Annotated in this window: 23 protein-coding genes; 5 read left to right on the plus strand and 18 right to left on the minus strand. The window is 41.4% G+C overall.

The genetic code is table 11. The features are described from left to right. Positions 1-106: 106 nt before the first annotated feature. The 7 genes from QUE86_RS01280 to QUE86_RS01310 all read right to left on the minus strand — a co-directional run bounded on the left by QUE86_RS01280 (position 107) and on the right by QUE86_RS01310 (position 7,426). On the minus strand, positions 107-1,285 hold the full coding sequence (locus QUE86_RS01280) for a cystathionine beta-lyase (protein ID WP_130051242.1): 1,179 nt from the start codon (positions 1,283-1,285) through the stop codon (positions 107-109). A gap of 19 nt (positions 1,286-1,304) precedes the next feature. Beyond that, positions 1,305-2,222, minus strand: a complete 918-nt coding sequence (gene nudC, locus QUE86_RS01285) for an NAD(+) diphosphatase (protein ID WP_130051241.1) — start codon at positions 2,220-2,222, stop codon at positions 1,305-1,307. 113 nt (positions 2,223-2,335) lie between these two features. Next, positions 2,336-3,130 carry a glucosamine-6-phosphate deaminase gene (gene nagB, locus QUE86_RS01290; RefSeq protein WP_130051240.1) on the minus strand — a complete coding sequence of 265 codons (795 nt, stop codon included), beginning with the start codon at positions 3,128-3,130 and terminating at the stop codon, positions 2,336-2,338. A 210-nt stretch (positions 3,131-3,340) separates the two neighbouring features. Then, on the minus strand, positions 3,341-4,471 hold the full coding sequence (gene nagX, locus QUE86_RS01295; protein WP_130051239.1) for a transmembrane glucosamine N-acetyltransferase NagX: 1,131 nt from the start codon (positions 4,469-4,471) through the stop codon (positions 3,341-3,343). Positions 4,472-4,532: 61 nt separating this feature from the next. Then, complete coding sequence (gene nagA, locus QUE86_RS01300; RefSeq protein ID WP_130051238.1) at positions 4,533-5,645, minus strand: N-acetylglucosamine-6-phosphate deacetylase; 1,113 nt, start codon at positions 5,643-5,645, stop codon at positions 4,533-4,535. Continuing rightward, positions 5,645-6,559 (minus strand): N-acetylglucosamine kinase, encoded by a 915-nt coding sequence (gene nagK / locus QUE86_RS01305; RefSeq protein WP_130051237.1) that lies wholly within the window; start codon positions 6,557-6,559, stop codon positions 5,645-5,647. Before nagK ends, nagA begins: the two co-directional genes overlap by 1 nt. 372 nt (positions 6,560-6,931) lie before the next feature. Further along, entirely contained in the window at positions 6,932-7,426 is a 495-nt protein-coding gene (locus tag QUE86_RS01310) for a LabA-like NYN domain-containing protein (RefSeq protein ID WP_167657775.1), read from the minus strand. 155 nt (positions 7,427-7,581) lie between these two features. On the opposite strand from QUE86_RS01310, the gene QUE86_RS01315 reads away from it, so the two are divergent. Together QUE86_RS01315 and QUE86_RS01320 are read left to right on the plus strand one after the other, a co-directional pair. Then, complete coding sequence (locus QUE86_RS01315) at positions 7,582-8,199, plus strand: hypothetical protein (protein ID WP_239977635.1); 618 nt, start codon at positions 7,582-7,584, stop codon at positions 8,197-8,199. Beyond that, positions 8,196-8,942, plus strand: a complete 747-nt coding sequence (locus tag QUE86_RS01320) for a DUF3307 domain-containing protein (RefSeq protein ID WP_167657773.1) — start codon at positions 8,196-8,198, stop codon at positions 8,940-8,942. The genes QUE86_RS01315 and QUE86_RS01320 overlap by 4 nt, the downstream gene beginning before the upstream one ends. Positions 8,943-9,004: 62 nt before the next feature. Here QUE86_RS01320 and QUE86_RS01325 read toward each other — a convergent pair whose 3' ends face one another. After that, positions 9,005-10,411, minus strand: coding sequence for a DEAD/DEAH box helicase (locus QUE86_RS01325; protein ID WP_130051233.1), 1,407 nt, complete (start codon positions 10,409-10,411; stop codon positions 9,005-9,007). A 204-nt stretch (positions 10,412-10,615) separates the two neighbouring features. Next, positions 10,616-11,458 carry an isopenicillin N synthase family dioxygenase gene (locus QUE86_RS01330; RefSeq protein WP_130051232.1) on the minus strand — a complete coding sequence of 281 codons (843 nt, stop codon included), beginning with the start codon at positions 11,456-11,458 and terminating at the stop codon, positions 10,616-10,618. 238 nt (positions 11,459-11,696) lie between these two features. Between QUE86_RS01330 and QUE86_RS01335 the strand changes: the two genes are divergently transcribed. Continuing rightward, complete coding sequence (locus QUE86_RS01335) at positions 11,697-12,584, plus strand: MBL fold metallo-hydrolase (RefSeq protein ID WP_286258734.1); 888 nt, start codon at positions 11,697-11,699, stop codon at positions 12,582-12,584. 7 nt (positions 12,585-12,591) lie between these two features. Here QUE86_RS01335 and QUE86_RS01340 read toward each other — a convergent pair whose 3' ends face one another. The 5 genes from QUE86_RS01340 to aspS form a co-directional block, all read right to left on the minus strand. Then, positions 12,592-13,296: an alpha/beta fold hydrolase gene (locus tag QUE86_RS01340; protein ID WP_372799662.1), complete on the minus strand. Its 705-nt coding sequence runs from the start codon at positions 13,294-13,296 to the stop codon at positions 12,592-12,594. A 28-nt stretch (positions 13,297-13,324) separates the two neighbouring features. Then, positions 13,325-13,912 (minus strand): GNAT family N-acetyltransferase, encoded by a 588-nt coding sequence (locus QUE86_RS01345; protein ID WP_250661013.1) that lies wholly within the window; start codon positions 13,910-13,912, stop codon positions 13,325-13,327. Between the two features lie 14 nt (positions 13,913-13,926). Then, entirely contained in the window at positions 13,927-14,517 is a 591-nt protein-coding gene (locus QUE86_RS01350; RefSeq protein ID WP_434784467.1) for a pentapeptide repeat-containing protein, read from the minus strand. Beyond that, positions 14,514-14,720, minus strand: coding sequence for a hypothetical protein (locus QUE86_RS01355; RefSeq protein ID WP_058585269.1), 207 nt, complete (start codon positions 14,718-14,720; stop codon positions 14,514-14,516). Before QUE86_RS01355 ends, QUE86_RS01350 begins: the two co-directional genes overlap by 4 nt. 109 nt (positions 14,721-14,829) lie before the next feature. Then, a complete protein-coding gene (gene aspS, locus QUE86_RS01360; protein WP_286258741.1) occupies positions 14,830-16,599 on the minus strand; it encodes an aspartate--tRNA ligase in 1,770 nt (589 codons plus the stop codon). 227 nt (positions 16,600-16,826) lie between these two features. Between aspS and QUE86_RS01365 the strand changes: the two genes are divergently transcribed. Further along, positions 16,827-17,675 (plus strand): DUF72 domain-containing protein, encoded by an 849-nt coding sequence (locus tag QUE86_RS01365; RefSeq protein WP_286258743.1) that lies wholly within the window; start codon positions 16,827-16,829, stop codon positions 17,673-17,675. Positions 17,676-17,697: 22 nt separating this feature from the next. Further along, on the plus strand, positions 17,698-18,192 hold the full coding sequence (locus QUE86_RS01370; protein ID WP_130051226.1) for a M48 metallopeptidase family protein: 495 nt from the start codon (positions 17,698-17,700) through the stop codon (positions 18,190-18,192). Positions 18,193-18,309: 117 nt separating this feature from the next. Here the strand turns inward: QUE86_RS01370 and QUE86_RS01375 are convergent, their stop codons facing one another. From QUE86_RS01375 to QUE86_RS01390, 4 genes are all read right to left on the minus strand, one after another. Beyond that, positions 18,310-19,326 carry a DUF5924 family protein gene (locus QUE86_RS01375; protein ID WP_256854830.1) on the minus strand — a complete coding sequence of 339 codons (1,017 nt, stop codon included), beginning with the start codon at positions 19,324-19,326 and terminating at the stop codon, positions 18,310-18,312. 123 nt (positions 19,327-19,449) lie between these two features. Then, entirely contained in the window at positions 19,450-19,752 is a 303-nt protein-coding gene (locus tag QUE86_RS01380; protein WP_256854829.1) for an immunity protein TriTu family protein, read from the minus strand. Positions 19,753-19,831: 79 nt separating this feature from the next. Continuing rightward, positions 19,832-20,110 carry a hypothetical protein gene (locus tag QUE86_RS01385; RefSeq protein WP_256854828.1) on the minus strand — a complete coding sequence of 93 codons (279 nt, stop codon included), beginning with the start codon at positions 20,108-20,110 and terminating at the stop codon, positions 19,832-19,834. Positions 20,111-20,361: 251 nt separating this feature from the next. Then, a complete protein-coding gene (locus tag QUE86_RS01390; protein WP_063705977.1) occupies positions 20,362-21,042 on the minus strand; it encodes a DUF3334 family protein in 681 nt (226 codons plus the stop codon). Between the last annotated feature and the right edge of the window lie 72 nt (positions 21,043-21,114).

Raw genomic sequence — 21,114 nt, forward strand, 5'->3', positions numbered from 1 at the left:
CTTAATGAATTTTATTATTAGAATTACACTAAGTTGAAACAGCTTGAATTACCAGAAAAAAAAGACCCGACTAGCAGGTCTTATGTAACAAAGTATAAACTTTAACCTAGAGGTGGCTTTCGTACACAGCCAGTGCTTGATCAAGGTCGGCTAGTAAATCAGCCACATCTTCAAGACCAATGTGTAGCCTTATCACTGGGCCCTGCGACCAACCAGTTTCAGAGCGAAGACCTTTCATGCTCAAGTTTGCCGTGACTAAGCTCTCATAACCGCCCCATGAAAAGCCCATTTTAAAATGGTGCAGGCTATCTAAAAAGGCATCAATCGCTTGTTGATTACCCTGCTTCATTACAAATGAAAATAAGCCGTTACTGCCATCAAAGTCTCGTTTGAAGAACTCATGACCAGGGCACGTTGCAAAGGCTGGATGGCGAATATGATCAACCAAAGGGTGTGTTTCAAGCCATTTAGCCACTTCTATGGCTGCTTGTTCATGTTGTTTTAAACGCACAGCCATAGTACGCAGACCACGTAGCGCTAAATAGGCATCATCTGCAGAGGTACATTGACCAAGTAGGTATGAATTTTCTCGAAGTGTTGGCCAATACTTTTTGTTGGCAACAGCAACACCCATCATCACATCTGAGTGACCAACAATGTATTTTGTAGCCGCTTGAATACTAATATCAACGCCATGCTCGAGCGGTCTAAAATGCAGACCATTACCCCAAGTGTTATCTAGCATGGTCATAACACCGCACTCATTTGCTTTAGCAACCATCGCTGGGACATCTTGCACTTCCATGGTGATTGAGCCAGGTGATTCTAAAAACAATACACGGGTGTTATCTTTAATAAGCTCACTAATCCCTGCGCCGATCCCCGGCGGGTAATAGGTTGTTTCAATCCCTAAGCCAGCAAGTATTTTGTCACAAAAATCACGGGTAGGTTCATAAGCTGTATCCACCATTAAAATATGATCACCCGTTTTCACAAACGATAGCAAGGCATTACTGATTGCAGCCGCACCTGATGGGTAAAGCGCACAACCCTCACCACCTTCAAGCTCTGCAATTGCTTCTTGCAGAGCAAAATGCGTCGTCGTACCGCGACGGCCATAAAATAAAGTTTTATCGCCACGTTTCTTCGCCGCTGCTTTTAAGTCGGCAACTGAGTCAAATACCACAGTTGATGCACGTTGTACGACAGGGTTCACAACCCCTTGTGTATACGCTTTTTTACGCCCTGCAGAGACGATTTGGGTATTTTTATTTGTCTTTGTCATAATTTGTCCAAGCTGTGCTTTACAGGTTGCGCCAGTGCTCAACCAAAAATCGAGAAATAGAATCTTGTCGGGTTAGTTTAAGATGACTACCCTGCTCATGCCATTGGCCGAATTCATTAAGTTCAGCACGGCTAAACCATCTTGCATCGTCTAACTCGTCTTTATCTACCTGAATATCTTCTGAGACCGCTGTGGCCATAAAGCCAAACATAATTGATGATGGAAATGGCCAGGGCTGTGAAGCTATATATTGAATATCTGTAACAGCAACACCCGCTTCTTCCATTACTTCACGGGCAACGGCTTGCTCTAGTGTTTCACCTGGGTCAACAAAACCTGCAAGTGTTGAAAAAACACCCTCAGGCCAGCTTGCTTGACGGCCCAGCAGGCAACGCTCTATTCCGTCTGAAAAAGTTTTCGTAACGATCATAATAACGGCAGGATCGGTTCGCGGAAAAGTTTGATGCTGACAAGTTTGGTTTTCACATAAACGCGAATGCCCAGCTTCAACCATATTATTTTCATGACCACAACGACCACAAAAACGGTGCGTTGCGTGCCAAAAACACAAGCCTCTTGCCAGTGCTGCAATTGAGCCTTGTTTAAGCTCAACTTGTGGGCCCAACTTGCGAATATCAACAAACTCAGCGCCGTTGAGCATTGGCTCAATAAGTGAGTCTGGTTCATGGCTGACATCTAATGCAAAATGAGCCACATCATCGTCGTCTAACCCCAATAAAATGCCTTTTGATAAATCGAGATGATCCACTTGAGATAAGCGTAAATAACACACTTCAGGACTGTCTTTAACAAATAAACTTTGATTGTTATTGACTAATAACCAGCGACTCTGAGAATTCATTTGAGCCTTTAGCCACTTAGGATCTTTGCGGCGATTTGATGCACGATCCAATGGCATTTGAGAGTAATTCAGCATGGCGTTCCTTGAAAATAGTTTACTTAGTAAAACTACCATAAGCGGATGATAAACCCAATTTATTACAGGCATAAAAAAAGCCCAACAGGGCTTTTTTATTCTCTCTCACAATTTTACAAGGTCGCTAGATGCGCTTGTAGTTTTTGGTTCTCAGCTTCAATATGCCGATAGAACTCTAAATCTTCTAATTTACTCGCTGCTGCTTTATCAATGATGATTACGGCATCTTTATGAAGTTGCAGTGCTGAGGCTGGGCATTTAGCCATTAACGGACCTTCAACCATGGCGTGAACGGCATCTGCTTTACTTGCACCGGTTGCTAAAAGTACCACTTTTTTAGCTTCTAAAATGGTGCCAATACCCATAGTGATTGATAAATGTGGTTGATATTCGCCTTCGGCAAAAAATCGTGCATTGTCTTCAATTGTCGCTTTCGTAAGTGTTTTAACACGCGTGCGTGATGTCAAACCTGAAGATGGTTCGTTAAAACCAATATGACCATTACGGCCAATACCAAGTAGCTGTATATCAATACCACCAGCTGCTGCGATTTTTTGTTCGTATTCAGTACAAGCAACAAGCGGGTTTACTGCATCACCCGGCGGTACATGGGTGTTCTGTTTGTCGATATCAACATGGTTAAACAGCTGCTCATTCATAAAGTAGCGGTAACTTTGTGGATGTTCGCCAGTTAAGCCTAAGTATTCGTCTAAGTTAAATGTTGTCGCTTGGCTAAACGAAATATCGCCTGCTTTATTTTTTTCGATCAGTTGTTGATACAAGGCAACGGGTGTTGAACCTGTAGCAAGGCCAAGCACTGATGCTGGTTTTTTTAGTAATTGTTTAGCAAAGATGTTGGCACCATAAGCTGCAACTTGGGCTGCATCATCAAGAATCACTATTTGCATATCGATTAGCTCTAATTATAAGTTGGAAAAAAATGGGACCTAAAACCCAACCCCACGTGCAATCGAGCTGGGTTTTAGATCAAACCACTGCCAGGATACGATGCAGTAGCTATAACCATTATGACAACGCTGTCATTATCACTTCTAGTTTTACCTTTGTAAAGTAAAAGTGAATAAAAAATTACTCTTTTTGTTAGTGTTTAATAATTATCAAACACTAACAAAGATCTTACGGCGATACATCCAATGCAATACCAGCATTTGTACTGCTAATAACGCAATCACCGCCATCAGGGGTTGCCATACCTCTGGCACAGCTCGAACCACACCACCAAAAACGCTTTGGCTTACATAACCCCAATTCACAAGACTTGAGGCTAAGTAAATAATAATTGAGTTTGCACCTATGATCACAAAAGGATACGCGGCGCGCTGGCCCGGCAGAATATCAACCAGTGCATAAAATACGGCTAGCAACATGGCACTCCAACCAACCGTTACAAGCACAAATGAACTGCTCCAAAGCTCTTTATTTACTGGGAACTGTAAGTCCCATAACCAACCTAAACAGACACTTACAATCCCTGCAGCAAACAATAATGCGGTCATTTTCCACTCGCCAATTTGCTGAGCACGGGCGACTAATTGACCTGCAAACACGCCCATTAAAGCATTGACAATCGCTGGGATATTCGACAATACACCTTCTGGGTCTACCACACGGTTTTGATAACTAATACCTGGCAGTAAGTGTGCATCAAACCATGCATTCCAACTCCCTGCTGCTGAAAGGTCACCAGCACTGCCGCCTGGCACAGGCACAAAACAAAGCAGTAACCAATAGCCCACTAAAATAGTCGCTGCGGTTATAATTTGCGTTCGTAAACTGGTGTGCCAAACCAACATAGCACAGAAGAACCATGCAATGGCGATTCGCCCAAGTACACTGGCATAGCGAATTTCATCCAAAGCCATTGGCATTCCAGTGCCCCAGCCGTGGTTATACAAAATACCTAATAAACACAATAGTAAAAGGCGTTTTCCCGCCTTACGGTAATAAACTTTGCGTTCCTCAAAAGGCAAATGGTCAATGCGTTTCGGGGCTAGCCCCATCGCCACACCCGATAAGAAGATAAATAATGGGAAAATCAGATCGTAAAATGTGAAGCCATGCCAGACGCTATGTACTGTATGTGCTTCAAAAACTTTCCAGCCAGTCCAGCCTGTTAAAACGAATAGCGCTGCGAATAGTGACTGTCCGCCTAATATCCAAAACATATCCATGCCACGCAATGCATCCAGCGATGCCAAACGTTTTCTTGTTGGTTGTGTTGTTGTCATTGTTTACCTTTAATACAAAAAGCCCCGCGATACTTCGGCGGGGATTTTTCCAGGGAAGTTCTTACAAAGCCTTACCAGCTATATATGTCGCTTTTACATATTGATTATCATCTAGCACAACAAAATCAGCATCAAACCCGCTCAGCAAGCGACCTTTTTTATGTAAACCTAAATATTGTGCAGGATAAAGTGATGCCATACGTAAGCTCTCAGCAAGGCTAACATCCAATGTATTCACTGTGTTGCGCACCGCACTTGCCATATCAAGTACGCTGCCTGCTAATTCACCGGTAGTTGAATTTAATCGATCGCCAGTACGAATGACTTTACGACCATCAAAGAAATCAAACTCCATATCGTCAGTACCCACAGGTGGCATTGCATCTGTGACTAACATAATTTTTCCGCGCTGCTTGGTGCGAATTGCTAATTTTGCTGATGATGGGTGTACATGATGACCATCAACAATTAAGCCGCACCAGCTGTTATCATCCCAAAGTGCTGCACCAACAACACCCGGTTCTCGTGATGTAAATGCTGACATAGCATTAAATAAGTGGGTGAATCCATCAGCACCAGCAGCAAGTGCTGCATTGGTAGTCGCAAAGTCCGCATTAGTGTGGCCAATAGATACTTTTACGCCACACTCAACTAAGCGAGCGATATCATCAGCACTAACATTCTCAGGTGCCAAGGTAACGATTTTAATGCCTAGATCTTGGCGTGCATAAATTGCAAATTCTTGCTCTGTGATTGGACGAATGAATTGCTCGCTGTGGGTACCTTTTTTAGGAAAGGAAAGATGTGGCCCTTCAAAGTGCACGCCCATAACGCCCGGAACCCCTTCAGCAATTGCTTGTGCGGTTGCATCAGCGGCCTTTGCCATTACTTCTACTTTGTCGGTAATAAGCGTTGGCATAATCGCTGTTGAACCAAACTGACCATGCGCTTTGGCTATTCTATCTAAGCAATCTGGCGTTTGTTCTGCATTAAAAAATGCCCCGCCACCGCCATTAACTTGAACATCAATAAAACCTGGGGTAACTAAACCTGTTAATTCAACAGCATCAGCATGTGCTTCAACACGTTTAAAGACACCATTGTCGACGCTAAAATACACATCTGATAAAAATTCTTCACCGGTAAACAATTTACTCGCATGATAAATCGTCATTACAAACCTACCTCTTGACTTTGTTCTAGTACAGATTGCTGAGCAAAATAAACAGCGCCCATTTCAGGTGGTTGAATAGGTGTCTCAACTCGTTTAGCAATATCTTCTGCAAGCCACTTATTCAGAGGCTCAGCTAAACCGCCAATCATAGATAAACGTGGAGGCTTATTCTCAAGTAAGCGCTGCGCTAATTTGCTCACGTAATCTGCGCCTTCTTTGACTATCGCAACGGCAACTTTGTCATTGTTATTGGCTGCTTCAAATACATAACGGGCTAATTTAGCAAAACTGCTCGAAGGCTGACCAGACATTTGCTCAACAATTGCCATCGCATTATCAGCAGCAAAATGCTCAGTGATCACTTTAGTTAAATTTGTTGATTCGCCTAGACCATCAAGGTCTAGCAAGGTCGCTTTTATTGCTTCAAGCCCCATCCATGCGCCACTGCCTTTATCTCCTAGGGCAAAACCATGACCACCAAAGTTAGTTGTACGACCATTTACACATGAAAAACCACAAGAGCCCGTGCCAGTGATAATCACCGCACCATCACTGCCTTCATGTGCACCAATGCAAGCAGTATGTAAATCAGTCGTGAGGAACATTTGTTTGAATGGATGTTCCCATTCCATAATCTTGTCATACAAGCTAGGTAGGTTAACACCCGCCAGACCTAAGCCGGCATAAAGCTGATGAACTGTATCAAGTGGTAAACCAGCATCACGAAGCGCTAATTGTGTTGAGACCATAATTGATTCGAGAGTACGTTCCAAACCATGTAATGGATTTGCAGGACCACCTAGGCCAGTTCCTAATACACCTTGTTTAACAGAGTAGATAGTTGCTCGACATTTCGTTCCGCCACCATCAATACCAATAAACAATTGGTCCTCATTCACACTCTTCGCCATCATTTAACGACCCCTAGCCTTCGTTTAGTTTTTATCTAAATCGCATTATTTTTATTATCTGAATGCGAAATTATCTCAACCTTTGTTGATTTAATGTTACACAACAAATGACAGCGTTGTCATTATATTTTTTATAAAATTTCGTATAACTTTTATATTTATTTTTAATTTGTTGAATTAAATAGCTTTATTTAATAGAAAAGAAAATTAGAAACCACATCAACGATGTCTTATAACACCTTTAATTATACTTTTTTGCATAATTTAACGCATTGTGAGTGACTATTCTTTTATTCATCATCAAGTTTAACTAATGCAAGCTTAGCCGAAATAATACTTTAGTTAAACATTTTATTTAAAATGGAATATTTTTTTCTACCTTGATAACAACAGTGAATCGTCAATACAGTGAAATTCAGCTGCGGCTTGCTTTAAAATATCGGCAGTGAGGTGCTCTGCCCCATAGACATCACACGGTAGCTGATACTTATTCGCTAAATGGCCAAGCAATAACGCAAAATCTCCATCACCCGAAAGTAATACCATTTTATCGAGCTGCTTGGCATGCTCTAGCATATCAATGGTAATGCCAACATCCCAATCGCCTTTCGCACTACCATCTCTGCGCTGAATAAAAGGTTTCAGTTTTACCTCAAAGCCAATTGCGCGCAGAATATTTTGAAACTGCGATTGCTTTTCATCTCCACGATAAATTGCATACGCAATGGCGCAATCAATTTCATAGCGTTCGCTCATCTGTGCCCAAAAGGCATTGTAATCAAAGTTTTTCTTGTAGCTTTCTTTACAGGTGTAATAAATATTTTGTACATCTACAAAGATACCGACTCTTGGCTTATCAACTGCTGACATAATTTTTCTGTTTTTAGTGATTTGTGTTCACTGTAGCATATCTAGGTTGATATTTACGAAAAAGTAACCTAAATTGGTTACATAAAACAAAGTAACCAAATTTGGTTACTTAACGCGATGTAACTAAATTAAGTTACTTAACCTAAGGGATCATAATGATTGCGGTGATCAGCGGTGATTTAATTAAATCACAAAAAATTCCACAACAAGAATACGATGCCATGCTGTATCAGCTTGATCAAAGCTTACGCTTTGTTGCCAAGCGCTTTAATGCAAGTTTTAGCATATATCGTGGCGATGCATTGCAAATACAGTTAACAGAGCCAGAGCAGGTCTGTCATGCTGCAATTTTGTTGTATTTGCAAATGAAAGCAGCCAATTACGAACTGCGACAAAGTTTGGCTATTGGCTCACTCGAGAACTCCCGTGCCGATATAAAAACAGCCACAGGCAGCGCCTATACTCTATCTGGCCGGGGGTTAGATAATATGGGCCATCAACGGCTCACTTTACAAATAGACAATCAACCCCTTGAAGAGGGTTTTTTACTCAATATTGAACTAATAGAAGTATTACTTGAAAAAATGAGTCAAAAACAAGCAAATGCATTGTTTTATTATTTAACAGCAGAACACAACAACCATGCCGAACTTGCTAAAGAACTCGCAACAAGCCGAGCCAATGTCACAAAGCTATTAAATTTGGCTCACTACCAATTAATTGAACGTTTTATACAGTACAGCCAAACCACACTCAAAGGAATGACAACATGAGTTTTTCATTACTTATCGTAAGCTTAATTTTAGCGCATTTAATTGCCGACTTTTACTGGCAACCTATGAGCTGGGTACATGACAGAAATACGCGCCACTTTCGTGCCAGTAAACTTTACTTGCACGTGCTCATCCACGGTGCTAGCTCATTTTTGGTACTATTATTTTGGGAGTTTAATTATGGCTGGCAAGCGCTTTCAAACGTCGTTATCGCCACGGCAGTGATTATGGTTACACACTATCTAATCGACCTTGCTAAATCTTACTCAAGTAAAGGTGTGGTTCCTTTTATTGTCGACCAACTTGCACATTTAGTTATCTTGTTCTTACTGGCTATATGGTTAAGCGAAAACGATGAGTTTTTTACACATAGCTGGCAATGGCTGATGCAACCGGCAACATTATGGGTGCTGTGTGGCTATTTATTAATTTTAAATCCAACAGCAGTGTTTATTCGAATGATGTTAGAGCGGATCACATCTGGCTTTAGCACCACGGGCAGTTTACCAGCTGCGGGGCAAAGTATCGGCATGCTTGAGCGGGTATTAATGCTAACATTTATCTTACTGGACCAATTTTCAGGCGTTGGCTTTTTACTTGCGGCAAAATCCGTATTCCGCTTTGGTGATTTAAGTGCCAGTAGAGATAAAAAACTGACTGAATACGTTATGCTCGGTACCTTACTCAGTGTCAGCGTGACTTTATTTATTGGTTTAGCCGTTAATTACCTTAAAGCCGTGTGACTTTGCAGACCCATAAAAAAACGCGCCAACACAGGCGCGCTTTATATTAATTAACCAATAAATTAGCTGTTATTTGAGCCATCATTCTTAGGGCGACGTCTGCGCTGAGAATTCCCCCCTACAGACTGACGCTTAGCCCATGGGCTTTGTGTTTGCTCGTCACTTGCTTTCTTGGCATTAGATTTTTTCCCAGAACCACCACGGCGTGGACCTATGCCACTGCCATTGCTATTTGGTTTTTTACTATCCGACTTAGGCTTAGAAAACGGCTGTTTGGCTTTTTTCGGCTTTTTGGGTTTAATTGGGCGTGCATCAAGCTCTCGTTCAGGCACGGGATTGCTTGGTTCAAAACCTGCTTCAGTCGCGCGTGGGATCAATTCACCAATAAAACGTTCAATACCGTAAAGATCAACTGCATCTTCAGCTGTCACAAACGAAATAGCATGACCCGATGCACCTGCTCGGCCTGTACGGCCGATACGGTGTACGTAATCTTCATAAATATTCGGTAAATCGTAGTTAACAACGTGAGGTAGCTCAACAATATCAAGACCTCGGGCAACGATATCGGTTGCCACTAGTACGCGCACTTCACCTGATTTAAAGCCTTCGAGTGCTTTAACACGAGCGCCTTGCGATTTATTTCCGTGAATGGCAGCACCCACAATATCATCGCGTTCAAGCTGCTTAACTAAACGGTTAGCACCATGTTTGGTACGACAAAATACCAATACTTGTTGCCAATCGTTAGTACGGATCAAGTGGCTAAGTAATGCTGTTTTGCGCGATTTATCTAGCGCATAAACTGATTGAGTAACCGATTTAGCGGTCGTGTTTTTTGCTGCAACTGAAATTTCAACCGGATCGTTAATTAGCCCTTTTGCAAGTTCACGAATTTCATCAGAGAAAGTCGCTGAGAACATCAGGTTTTGACGTTTAGTTGGCAGTTTAGCAATGATACGTTTGATATCATGGATAAAGCCCATATCAAGCATACGATCAGCTTCATCAAGGATCAGTACTTCTAAATCATCAAACTTAAGAGCATTTTGATTGTGTAGGTCTAATAAACGACCTGGTGTTGCCACTAAAATATCGACACCTTTGCGAAGGCGCATCATTTGCGGGTTAATTTTAACACCACCATACACTACAAATGAGCTGACATTTGAATGCTTAGCATATTGCTCAACATTTTCGCTTACTTGCAAAGCAAGCTCACGAGTTGGTGCCAATACTAATGCACGTACTTTATTGCCACCTGCTTTAGGGCCTTTTGACAAGCGCTCAATTAGCGGCAGCGTAAAACCCGCGGTTTTGCCTGTGCCAGTTTGCGCTGCGGCCATAACATCGCGACCTTCAATGATCGCAGGGATAGCTTGTGATTGAATAGGCGTTGGTGCTTCATAGCCCTTTTCTAAAACTGCATTTACTAAAGCTGGTGATAAACCTAACCCATCAAAACTCATACTATCTCTCTTTAAAAAATTCAGCCGATACGGCGAAGTGGGCGCATTATACCTAGGATAGTCAATAATGCATGGAATTATTTACAAACTAGTTCTTAATGGTGGATTTAGCAGAATAATTTTAGGTATAAAAAAAGCGGCTCTGATGCCGCTTTATCTTATTATACCCAAACCACCTTGAGGTGGTTTGGGTATAGCTAATCTTTACTTAACACCAAGTTCGCGTAAACGCTCTTGTAAATAGCTGTCTGCAGTGTAGCGCTCAGAAAGCACAACATCAGGACGCGGGTGTAAGAATAGTGGTAACGAAATACGTGATTTCGTTGACGCTTTACCCGTTGGGTTGATCACGCGGTGAATAGTTGATGGGAAGTAACCACCTGACGCTTCTTGTAGCATGTCACCAATATTGATGATCAGGTTACCAAAATCACATGGTACGTCTAACCAACCACCATCTGTTTTTTGTACTTGTAAACCGGGTTCATTCGCCGCTGGTAATACAGTTAATAAATTGATGTCACCGTGTGCTGCCGCACGGATTGCACCAGGCTCTTCATCACCAGTCATTGGTGGATAGTGAAGAATACGCAGAAGTGTTTGCTCAGAGTCAGCAATCATATCTTTAAGGTCGATAGAGAACTTAGCACGCACCTCTTCAGGTGCTTCTGCCTGAACCCAACTTAATAATGTTGCCGCAAACTCATTGGCTAAGCGATAGTACTCACGGATTTCTTCTTCTAGCTGTGCTGGAACACGGCCTTTTGGATAAACGTGGTAGTACTCTTTAATATCTTTAACGGTAAAGCCTTTTGCAACTTCTGACACTGATGGTGGGAAGTAACCATCTTGTGTTTCTTTTGAAAATAAAAACTCATGCTTTTGCTCAGAATTAAAGAATTCTTGCCAATTTTTGTAAATAGACTCAACTAATGACTGAGGTATTGGGTGGTTTTTTAATACACCGAAACCTGTGTTTCTTAGTGACTCAACAAATTGAGCGGCCGCATCGCTCGCTTTATAATCAACGGTAGGTAAATGTTGCATTGTCTTTTCCAGTGAATAAGGTTCTAGAAGTCTGTGCTAAGCATAGCATTTCTTCATTATAGCGCTTCGCGAGAATAGAGAAACACAAGCAAAAACATAAGGACTTATGTCCGCCCCTGCCTAGCTTAGCTCCTTAAGTTTGATACAGATCAACTAAGCCTTTAAGTAGTATAATGCGTACTATTACATAAACTTTGATATGGTTAATAAGACACGTTTCAACACGAAAGGATCGCTTATGTTCACAAGGCTGCAAATTTTACTTTTCAGTGCGCTCATACTCGTTACCAATCCGGTCATCTCAGCTGTGCAAGCAAACTATAAAGTCGAAAATATTAAAGATAATGTATATCGCTTTACTGCCGGCCATTATCATAGTGCTTTTATGATTGATGATAACCTTGCCTTGGTAACGGATCCTATTAATAGCGATGCCGCAAAATACTTAAAACGCTATATAAAGAAAACCTTTAACGCAGATATCAAATACATGCTATACAGCCATAGCCATGTTGACCATGCGATGGGCGGTAATGAGCTAATCGATACCAACACAACTGTCGTCGCTCATCAGTTTGCAGCTGAGGACCTTAAATTGAATAAAGTGCCTACTGCCCTGCCTGATCTTACTTTTACCGATACACTCAAAGTCGATTTAGGTGATAGCTACGTGCAGCTTAATTACTATGGGCCAAATAATGGCCGTGGTAATGTCAGTATGCGCTTTATGCCTGCCAATGTACTTTATGTTGTTGATTGGATTGTACTTGGCCGCATGCCATATAAAAATCTGATTGGTTACGATATTAACGGCATGCTGCATTCAACCAAAGCCGTGTTAAATGAACCTGCGTTTGCTGCATTTATAGGTGGCCATGCTGATACAGGCAACCGCGATGATGTTGTCTCTTACTTACACTACATTGAAGACTTACACACTGCCGTTCGCAATGGCATGTTAAAAGGTAAAAACCTTGCTACCTTACAAAAAGAAATAAGCTTGCCCCAATACAGCCATTTAAAAATGTACCAGCAATGGCTACCACTGAATATTGAGGGTGTGTATAACAACCTTGTCGAGATGGGCTATTTTAATTTTCGCAGCGATATTGATGCTCAGTTTTAACTGAGCATCAAAAACGTGCCAAAAACGTATTAAGTTCTTTACTCATACGTGCGACAAGCGCTTCTGGGCCACCATCATACATATCGTTATGGCGCGAATCTTTAAGCTTAATTTGCGTCACTGGGTATACAGCGAGTTCTTGCTGCGTAAGCAATACGTTGTCATCTGCTGGGTAATCGCTACCACGTAGTGTCAGTACAGCAATATTTTTGTTCCTTGGGGTCAGCATACGACGATGATCGAGGGTGATCAATTTAGAAACCTTAGCGGGATAAATAGCGGCATATAATGCTGCAATATCACCCCCATTTGAATGACCAAATAAAGTGAGCTGATTAAAGTCATACTCAGCATAACGCTTTGCAAGTTCTACGGCTAAAAACTCAAGGGTTTGTACACCACGGTGCCAGTTTTCCATGCGTGTGGTCATGTATGGTGGCTCAGGGTTTAAACTCGGATCGCCTTTTAACTCATGAGCAACTTCAACCGTTAAATAACCATGCTGATGGAAGGCCTGCTGGGCAAATTGATAGTCTGTATGCGCCATACCATAGCCTGCCCCAATAAACGCCACTGGGCATTTTTTCTTTATCGTGCATTTGCTATCGGCTACTGTAATGGTCACCGGAATATGGCGAGCTCGCTGTGTATCAAACAGTATCTCTGTTTGATTAGCAAAGGCTGTCTGTCCGCTAAGGGTTAACGCGAGCATTAGCGCCGCCTTTTTAATATTTAACATGCTATGACTTCTCTAATTTGAATTCTAAGCTGCGTTTAACCATCGGCCACTCACCATCAATAATTGAAAACACCACGGTGTCGCGTACACATCCATCGGCCATTATTTGGTGATTACGAAGAACCCCATCTTGTTTTGCTCCTAAGCGAGCAATGGCATTGCGCGAAGCCTGATTATGCCAATGGGTACGAAACTCAACAGCAATCACATTAAGCGTTTCAAATGCATAACTCAGCAGCAGTTTTTTACATTCAGTATTAACCCCAGTACGCTGAAAACGCTTGGCATACCAGGTATAGCCAATTTCTAAACGGCGATTTTTACTGTCAATATTACAAAAGCGAGTTGAGCCTATCACCTCATCAGTGTGTTTATCGATGACAGCAAATGGTAATGCGCGACCAAGTGACTGTTGCTCAAACGCCATAGTTAGATAATCGTCCACACGCTCTTCATTGGGCACCGAGGTAAACCACAGGTCCCAAAGCTTTCCATCTGAAGCGGCGCTTACTAAAGCATCACGGTGCTCAAGCGTTAACGGTACTAATTTAACAAATTGACCTTGCAAGGTGATGGGGCTTAAATCCATAACTTTCCTTAACTTTAATCCACCAGCTCGATGTCGAGCCCTGCTAATAAATCCAAAGCGGCATAACGTTCAAATTTGGCCTTACTGATATTGTTAGCTGTTATATCAATAGCAAAGTGACTAGCACCTATAAAATTAGCTTTACTGAGATTGGTTTGTTGAAACAAGCTGTCACGAAAATCAGTATCAGTAAAATCAGCAGAAGATAAATCTGCATGTCTAAAATCAACATCTTTGGCAAAACAGCTACGCATTTTTAAAGCTTTTAAGCTAAGCTCAAAAAAGCTGCTGTGGCTAAGCTCACAGCCAATAAAACTCACTGGAGCACGGCTAGCGAGTAGCGGCCAATCAACATCAGTAAAGCGTACACTGGTTAATTTACACTGTTTAAAGTTCACTTCTTCGAGTGAGGTGTATCTAAGCCCAAGCGCAGCTAAATTACAGTTTTTAAACTCACACTCTATAAACCGGCAGTTTTCAAACTGACTATTGCTAAAGTCACAGTCGATAAATTCACATTGCTCAAATTCGCAATGCGAAAATGTTTGGTCTTCTAGGTTTACTTCAAAGGTGTGTTCAAAATAAAGCGAGTGGCTTACGATCACGCGGTGGTCTCAATATCTTGTTTAAGCGCAAGAACTGCAATAAAAATAAGACCAAACAAGGGAATAAGCGCTAATAATCCACCAATAACGGCCACCACGATTGGTGTTGAGGTTTTACGCTTGCCTAAGTAATAGCTGATAGCGGCAAACACAGGGATTAAAATAACAATTATTTGGCCGATTAAAGTTGCATTGATATTCATTTTCTCTCCTTGAAGAACATACTAAATATTCATTTAAGCACAAAAAAACCCTAAGGCATATACCTTAGGGTTATTATTCATTAAGTCTTATAATTCAGTTTATTATGAATTATTCAGCGTCTTTCGCTACAACATTAATTGCTAGCTCAGTTAATGCATCTGCATTTGCTTTGCTTGGTGCATCTGTTAATAAACATGATGCTTGCGTTGTTTTAGGGAAAGCAATCACGTCACGAATGTTGTCAGTACCACATAACAGCATAACTAAACGGTCAAGACCAAACGCAAGACCCGCATGCGGAGGTGTACCGTACTTAAGTGCATCAAGTAAGAAACCAAACTTGTCTTGTTGCTCTTGTGCATCAATACCTAAGATTCTGAATGCTGTTTCTTGCATATCGGCATTGTGAATACGTACCGAACCACCACCAACTTCGTAGCCATTTAATACCATGTCGTATGCATCTGATAATGCTGCAGCTGGGTTTGCTTCAAGCTCTTGGGCAGAAATACCTTTCGGTGCAGTGAATGGGTGGTGAACCGCATGCAATGTACCTTCGTCGTCTTCTTCGAACATTGGGAAGTCAACAACCCATAAAGGTTTCCAGCTATCAAGATCAGTAATGCCTAAATCAACACCAATCTTAAGACGTAGTGCACCCATTGCTTCGTTTACAACGTTGCGCTTATCAGCACCGAATAAAATGATATCACCAGATTGCGCATTAGTACGCTCAAGTAATTGGTTGATCACCTCTTCGTTTAAGAATTTAGCGATTGGTGATTGCACACCTTCAACGCCCGCAGCACGGTCGTTCACTTTCATCCAAGCTAGACCTTTCGCACCATAGATACCGATGAATTTAGTGTAATCGTCGATTTGTTTACGAGAAAGCTCAGCACCGCCTGGTACAGTTAATACTGCAACACGGCCTTTTTCGTCATTAGCAGGACCTGAGAATACTTTAAACTCAACGTCTTTTACTAAATCAGCAACGTCAACAAGCTGCATTGGGTTACGTAGGTCTGGTTTATCAGAACCATATAAACGCATTGCTTCGCTGTATGGCATCACTGGGAAGTCGCCTAAGTCAACGTCTAATAATGATTGCCACATTTCTGTAATCATTTTCTCTGTCATTGCACGCACTTCATCAGAGCTCATGAATGACGTCTCTAAATCGATTTGTGTGAATTCTGGCTGACGGTCTGCACGTAAGTCTTCGTCACGGAAACATTTAACAATTTGATAGTAACGGTCAAAGCCCGACATCATTAATAATTGCTTAAATAACTGTGGCGACTGAGGTAAAGCGTAGAAGCTACCTTTATGAACACGGCTAGGTACTAAGTAGTCACGCGCACCCTCTGGTGTTGCTTTTGTTAGTACCGGTGTTTCGATATCTAAGAAACCGTTGTCATCCAAGAAACGACGCACAAAGCTGCTCGCTTTTGCACGAAGTTTGATACGGTCGCTCATTTCAAGACGACGTAAATCTAGGTAACGGTATTTTAAGCGGCGCTCTTCAGAGTTTTGCTGATTAAAATCAAGTGGTAATGGCTCTGAACGGTTGATGATAGTTAAGCTTGTGCCTAAAATTTCAACTTCACCTGTTGCCATGTCTTTATTTACTTGGCTTTCAGGGCGTGCGCGAACAACACCTTTTAACTGCACACAAAACTCTTGACGTAGTTTATTCGCAGTATCCATTAATCCTTCTACTTCAGGATCAAAAACAACTTGTACTAAACCTTCTCTGTCACGTAAATCGACGAAGATAAGGCCACCAAGGTCACGGCGTTTGTTGATCCAACCACATAGTTCAACTTCTTGATCTACGTGAGATTTATTTAGCTGTCCGCAATATATAGAGCGCATAGTATTCCTGTCAGTTAAAGACTTATAGCCGCCTGCTCTTAAGAGTTCGCTATTTTGAGAGCAAAAGCCACTATACAAAGTAATCATTTAAGGCAGAGCATTATACCCAAACCATCTCAAAATGCGAGTGCCAGCAGTGCCTGTCGGGGGCTAAATATACACCCCGACTTCTGAGCAAACATTTCTTTTGTTACACTAGGCATAACTTAAATTTATTGGTTGATTTAATGCTGTACTTAGGTTGTCCGCAGTGGTCTAGCACCGCATGGAAAGGAAATTTGCTCTCTAGCCACTGTAAAAGTGCCGACATGCTCAGTGAGTATGCGCAATGCTTTAACTCAGTTGAGGGCAACACCAGTTTTTATGCTGACCCAAGTCATGAGTCATTAGTGCGCTGGCATGATGCGGTACCCGAAGATTTTAAATTTACTTTTAAGTTTCATCGTCGTTTTAGTCACGAATTACAACTGACAAATATAAATAATGAACTTAATGCATGGCTAAACTTATTTGAGCCAATCTTTGCTAAAACGGGGCAAGTCATGTTGCAGCTACCCCGCGCCTTTGGACCAGAAGCACTGCCACTGCTTGCTAATTTTATTGCACAACTCCCCAAGCAACTTAGTTACGGTGTAGAAGTACGTCACCCAGGCTTTTTTAATAAAGATGATGCTGAAATTCGTTTAAATCAGCTATTAATTGAAAACAATATAGACCGCATCAGCATGGATACCCGCGCTTTATTTGCTGTTCCCGCCGATACCGATGCACTCATTGATGCGCAAAAGAAAAAGCCTTATTTACCTGTGCATGCCATTGCAACAGGAAATCAGCCAATGCTGCGCTTTGTGATTGCCAGTCTTGAACATGAATACAAGTCGTATTACCAGCCATGGCTGAAAAAAGTAAAGCAATGGCTTGATGAAGGAAAATCACCCTATTTGTTTTTCCATACCGCAGATAATCGCCAGTCACCACTTTTAGCAAGACAGTTTTGCCAAGATTTAGGTTACAATCACCCCGTGCTTGCGCCGTTTTTAGGTGAACGCGAAGCAAGCCAAAGCAGTTTATTTTAGCGCCCGATTTATTAGAGAAAAGATGAAAGATTACAGCCGTTATTTTCAAGGTTACCCGCCCCATATCATTGAGCAAGTGTTACAGTTATTTAAGGGTGACAGAGCTGCCAAATACCTAAAAAGCAAATACCCAGATGCACATAGCATTACCAGCGATAAAGCTTTATACAATTACGCCACTGAATTGAAAAAGCGTTACCTTAAAAATGCCCTGCCATTTGGCCGTGCCGCGTTCAAAAAACAAGGCGATATGGTCACAAATGCCTTAGGCACCCATACTTTCCGTATGCAAGGTAAAACCCGAAAACACGACCTTGCCATTAATAGCGATCTACTTCGCGCACCTGAACCACTTCTCAAAGCACTCGTCGTACACGAGCTGGCTCATTTTAAAGAAAAAGACCACAACAAAGCCTTCTATCAACTTTGCTGCCACATGGAACCGCAATACCATCAACTAGAACTGGATTTGAGAATATTCAGTGTGTTGGTAGGTGAAGGGAAAAATCCGTACTAAAGCTATCAGCTAAAAACATAAAACCTGAGGAATGAATGTTAAGCTATTGTTGTTCAAAAACACTAATAACTATCCTCCATCTCAATCAGCTAAAAACTGACGGCTGAAAGCTGACAGCTAGACTTCAATTACCTCAAACCTTTTCTGTCCTATCAGCTGACCTGACTCGGTAACCACTTTAACGACCCATTTTCCTGCAGCATTAGCAGGGAAATTCGTTTTATGGCTCCACGCTCGATAGCCCTCTTTACGACCACCAGAAATATCCAAGGCTATGCGGTCAACTTCTTTACGATTATGTACCCATACATGGAAGATTTTTTCATCTAAACCTCGAGGGGCTTTTACCGCACTAAAACTATATAAACCTTTTCCATGCAAGCTCTGCTCATTGAGCTCTGTAATTGGTGCAAGCGGTTTACGGGCTTGTTCATCAAGCTGATGCGACATGCTCATATCGGTTAAACGCAGTGCCGCAGGTGGCACAAAGCTACGTAATTGCCAAAGCCCAGCACTTAAAGCGCAAAGCAATAACACCAACAGTGGGAAACGCCACCATTTCGCATTTGGCATCAAATTGCCAAGACTTGGAATCGTTAAAATAACAGCCGTGATCAGCGCAATTTCAAAACTCTGGCTGGTCGTTAACTTTAATAAAATAGGTAAGGTAACCGACAGCACGACAAATAAAGAAAAGCTATGAAACACACTAAACCAGACACTGTGCCTTGCAAGCTTTTTGTAATAGAGGGGATCAACAACAGAAACGAACGCACAAAGTATAATTAAAGCGGTAAACGCGGCCTGACCATGGTCCCAAGTTGTCACCGCCAAGAAAAATGGTAAGGCAAAAAACAAACTTTCTTGCTGCACAACTTGCAGCGCAAAGCGCATCACGTTGGGCGACACCGCCACACCAAAACGCTCCTCGACTTTATCTCTTAGCCAGTTATCTATTAACAACCACAACCAAGTAACTAATAACAAAATAGAGATAAGCTGCGAAAACGATTCTTTTCGCTCAACAAAGACAAAACTTGCCACACCACTGCAAAAAGCCAACACAGCCATCAACCCCGGCCGCTTCTGCATCATGAAAACAAATTTAGTTATAAAGTTTTTTAAGTAATTCATGCAATCATCAAATCCATTTAAGGCTTAATGAGTAAAGCATAAATTGGATGAATGTAGGCTTTAAAAGGAGCTTTAAGTTCAGCTTTAAGCTGTAAACCAAGACTAGTTACTCAACTGCATCGATTATGAGGGGTCGTAAATAACAATTTCACTCAACCACCAGTTAAGTTCATCGTCAATTTGCCATACCTCACATGAATTCAGCTGTTTTAAAATTACCTGCCTACCAGACTGACAACTAATTGCTTTTAATACAAGATTACCATTTTCCCAAAGTGTTGCTCTTGCTATAAGGTCATTGCCTTTAATTTCAATGTATTGAGCTTTAATTGGCTCACCCAATTGAGCAGAAATAACAATCTTGAATTTTTCAGTTGTCAAAATTTTAGATTTTGAACTTCTCCAATGTTCTAATTCTTGCAGCACGATTTCCCTCAAAAAAGAATGTAAGTAATTGCTAACATGGATATATATTTTGTTCATACCAATATAGCTTAAAAGACCTTTAAGCTAATGAGTCAAAACAAATTTCCGTATAACTCTCATGTGAAATACCTAGGGTAAATTTGCCATACTCAGCTTGATTAGATTCGGTATATTCGAGCCAAAGTTGTTTTGCTTCTAACAAATCGGAAATATTATCAGTCTCTCGGACTCCATTAAGTACAACATATAAAGTCTCTGATTGAGCTTGGAATGTCACAAACACTTGAAACTCATTCCCAGTGCGTTTTAACTTCACTTCATCGACAATAATATCTTGGTATATGTGATTAAATTTCAATTCAACTGCCTATTGAGTTATTTCAGTTATTTAATTTATGTATAACGCACCAAAACATTAACTTAATAAAAGCTGCAAAACCATATTTCAAACTCCGAGTTTAGTGCCCTCAATTGAATTTTACAGTTGCAATAAGCTTAATATAAAGCACTGAGTGTTTAGCATTTTAAACACAAAAAAGCGCGGTCTGACCCGCGCCTCTATATTATCTGATGGCTGAAAGCTGATGGCTGACAGCTCAAGTCGTTGGGTTACAAACCAAGTTCTGCCATAAAATCATCATCTGCATCGTCTGCTTGTGATGATGCTTTTTGCTTTTCAGCTTTTTGTTTAGCTTCGTTCTCAATGATGTCATCTGGGTCAACGGCTTCTGAAATATCAAAGTCATGTAGCTTGATGAATTCAGTTTTATCCATTGCCAGCTCAAGATAGAAGATATTTTGCTTAGCTGTGGTGAATGTCACACGGCGTGCTTGCGGTCTATCCATGGTAGTATCAACAGAGATTTGCACCTGCTTGTTAATTGCCATCATCTTAGGTTGGTTTTGCGTGATAGAAGTATGCAGCTGGTCACGTACTTTTGAAGTAAAGTCACCAACGATTTGGTTCATCAGCTCTCCGAGTACGTTCGCCACATCATCTGATAAATGGCTTTGTGCAATTTCGTCTTCTGGCATACCCATGTTACGCATGTAATCATGGTAAATTTCCATGGCTGCTTGCGCTGTGAAGTTTGTTACCACAAGACCGGTAAAGCCACCATCGAACAATACAAAACAGCCAATATCTGGGCGCATACAGGTGCGGGTGATTTTTTGAACCATAGCAGAATAACTAATACCGTTACCACTTGCTGAAGACAGAACTCCAGTCACTGAATGACACAGAGTTGATAAGATATCTTCTGTACTGATCACTTTGCTTTTTGTCATTAAACTTCTCTTTTTTGTACTTGTTATTGATAATTCTAGCCAAGCTACTGAATTTATCACTGACTATCCAGT

This window comes from Pseudoalteromonas apostichopi (assembly GCF_030297135.1).
GTDB lineage: Bacteria > Pseudomonadota > Gammaproteobacteria > Enterobacterales > Alteromonadaceae > Pseudoalteromonas > Pseudoalteromonas apostichopi.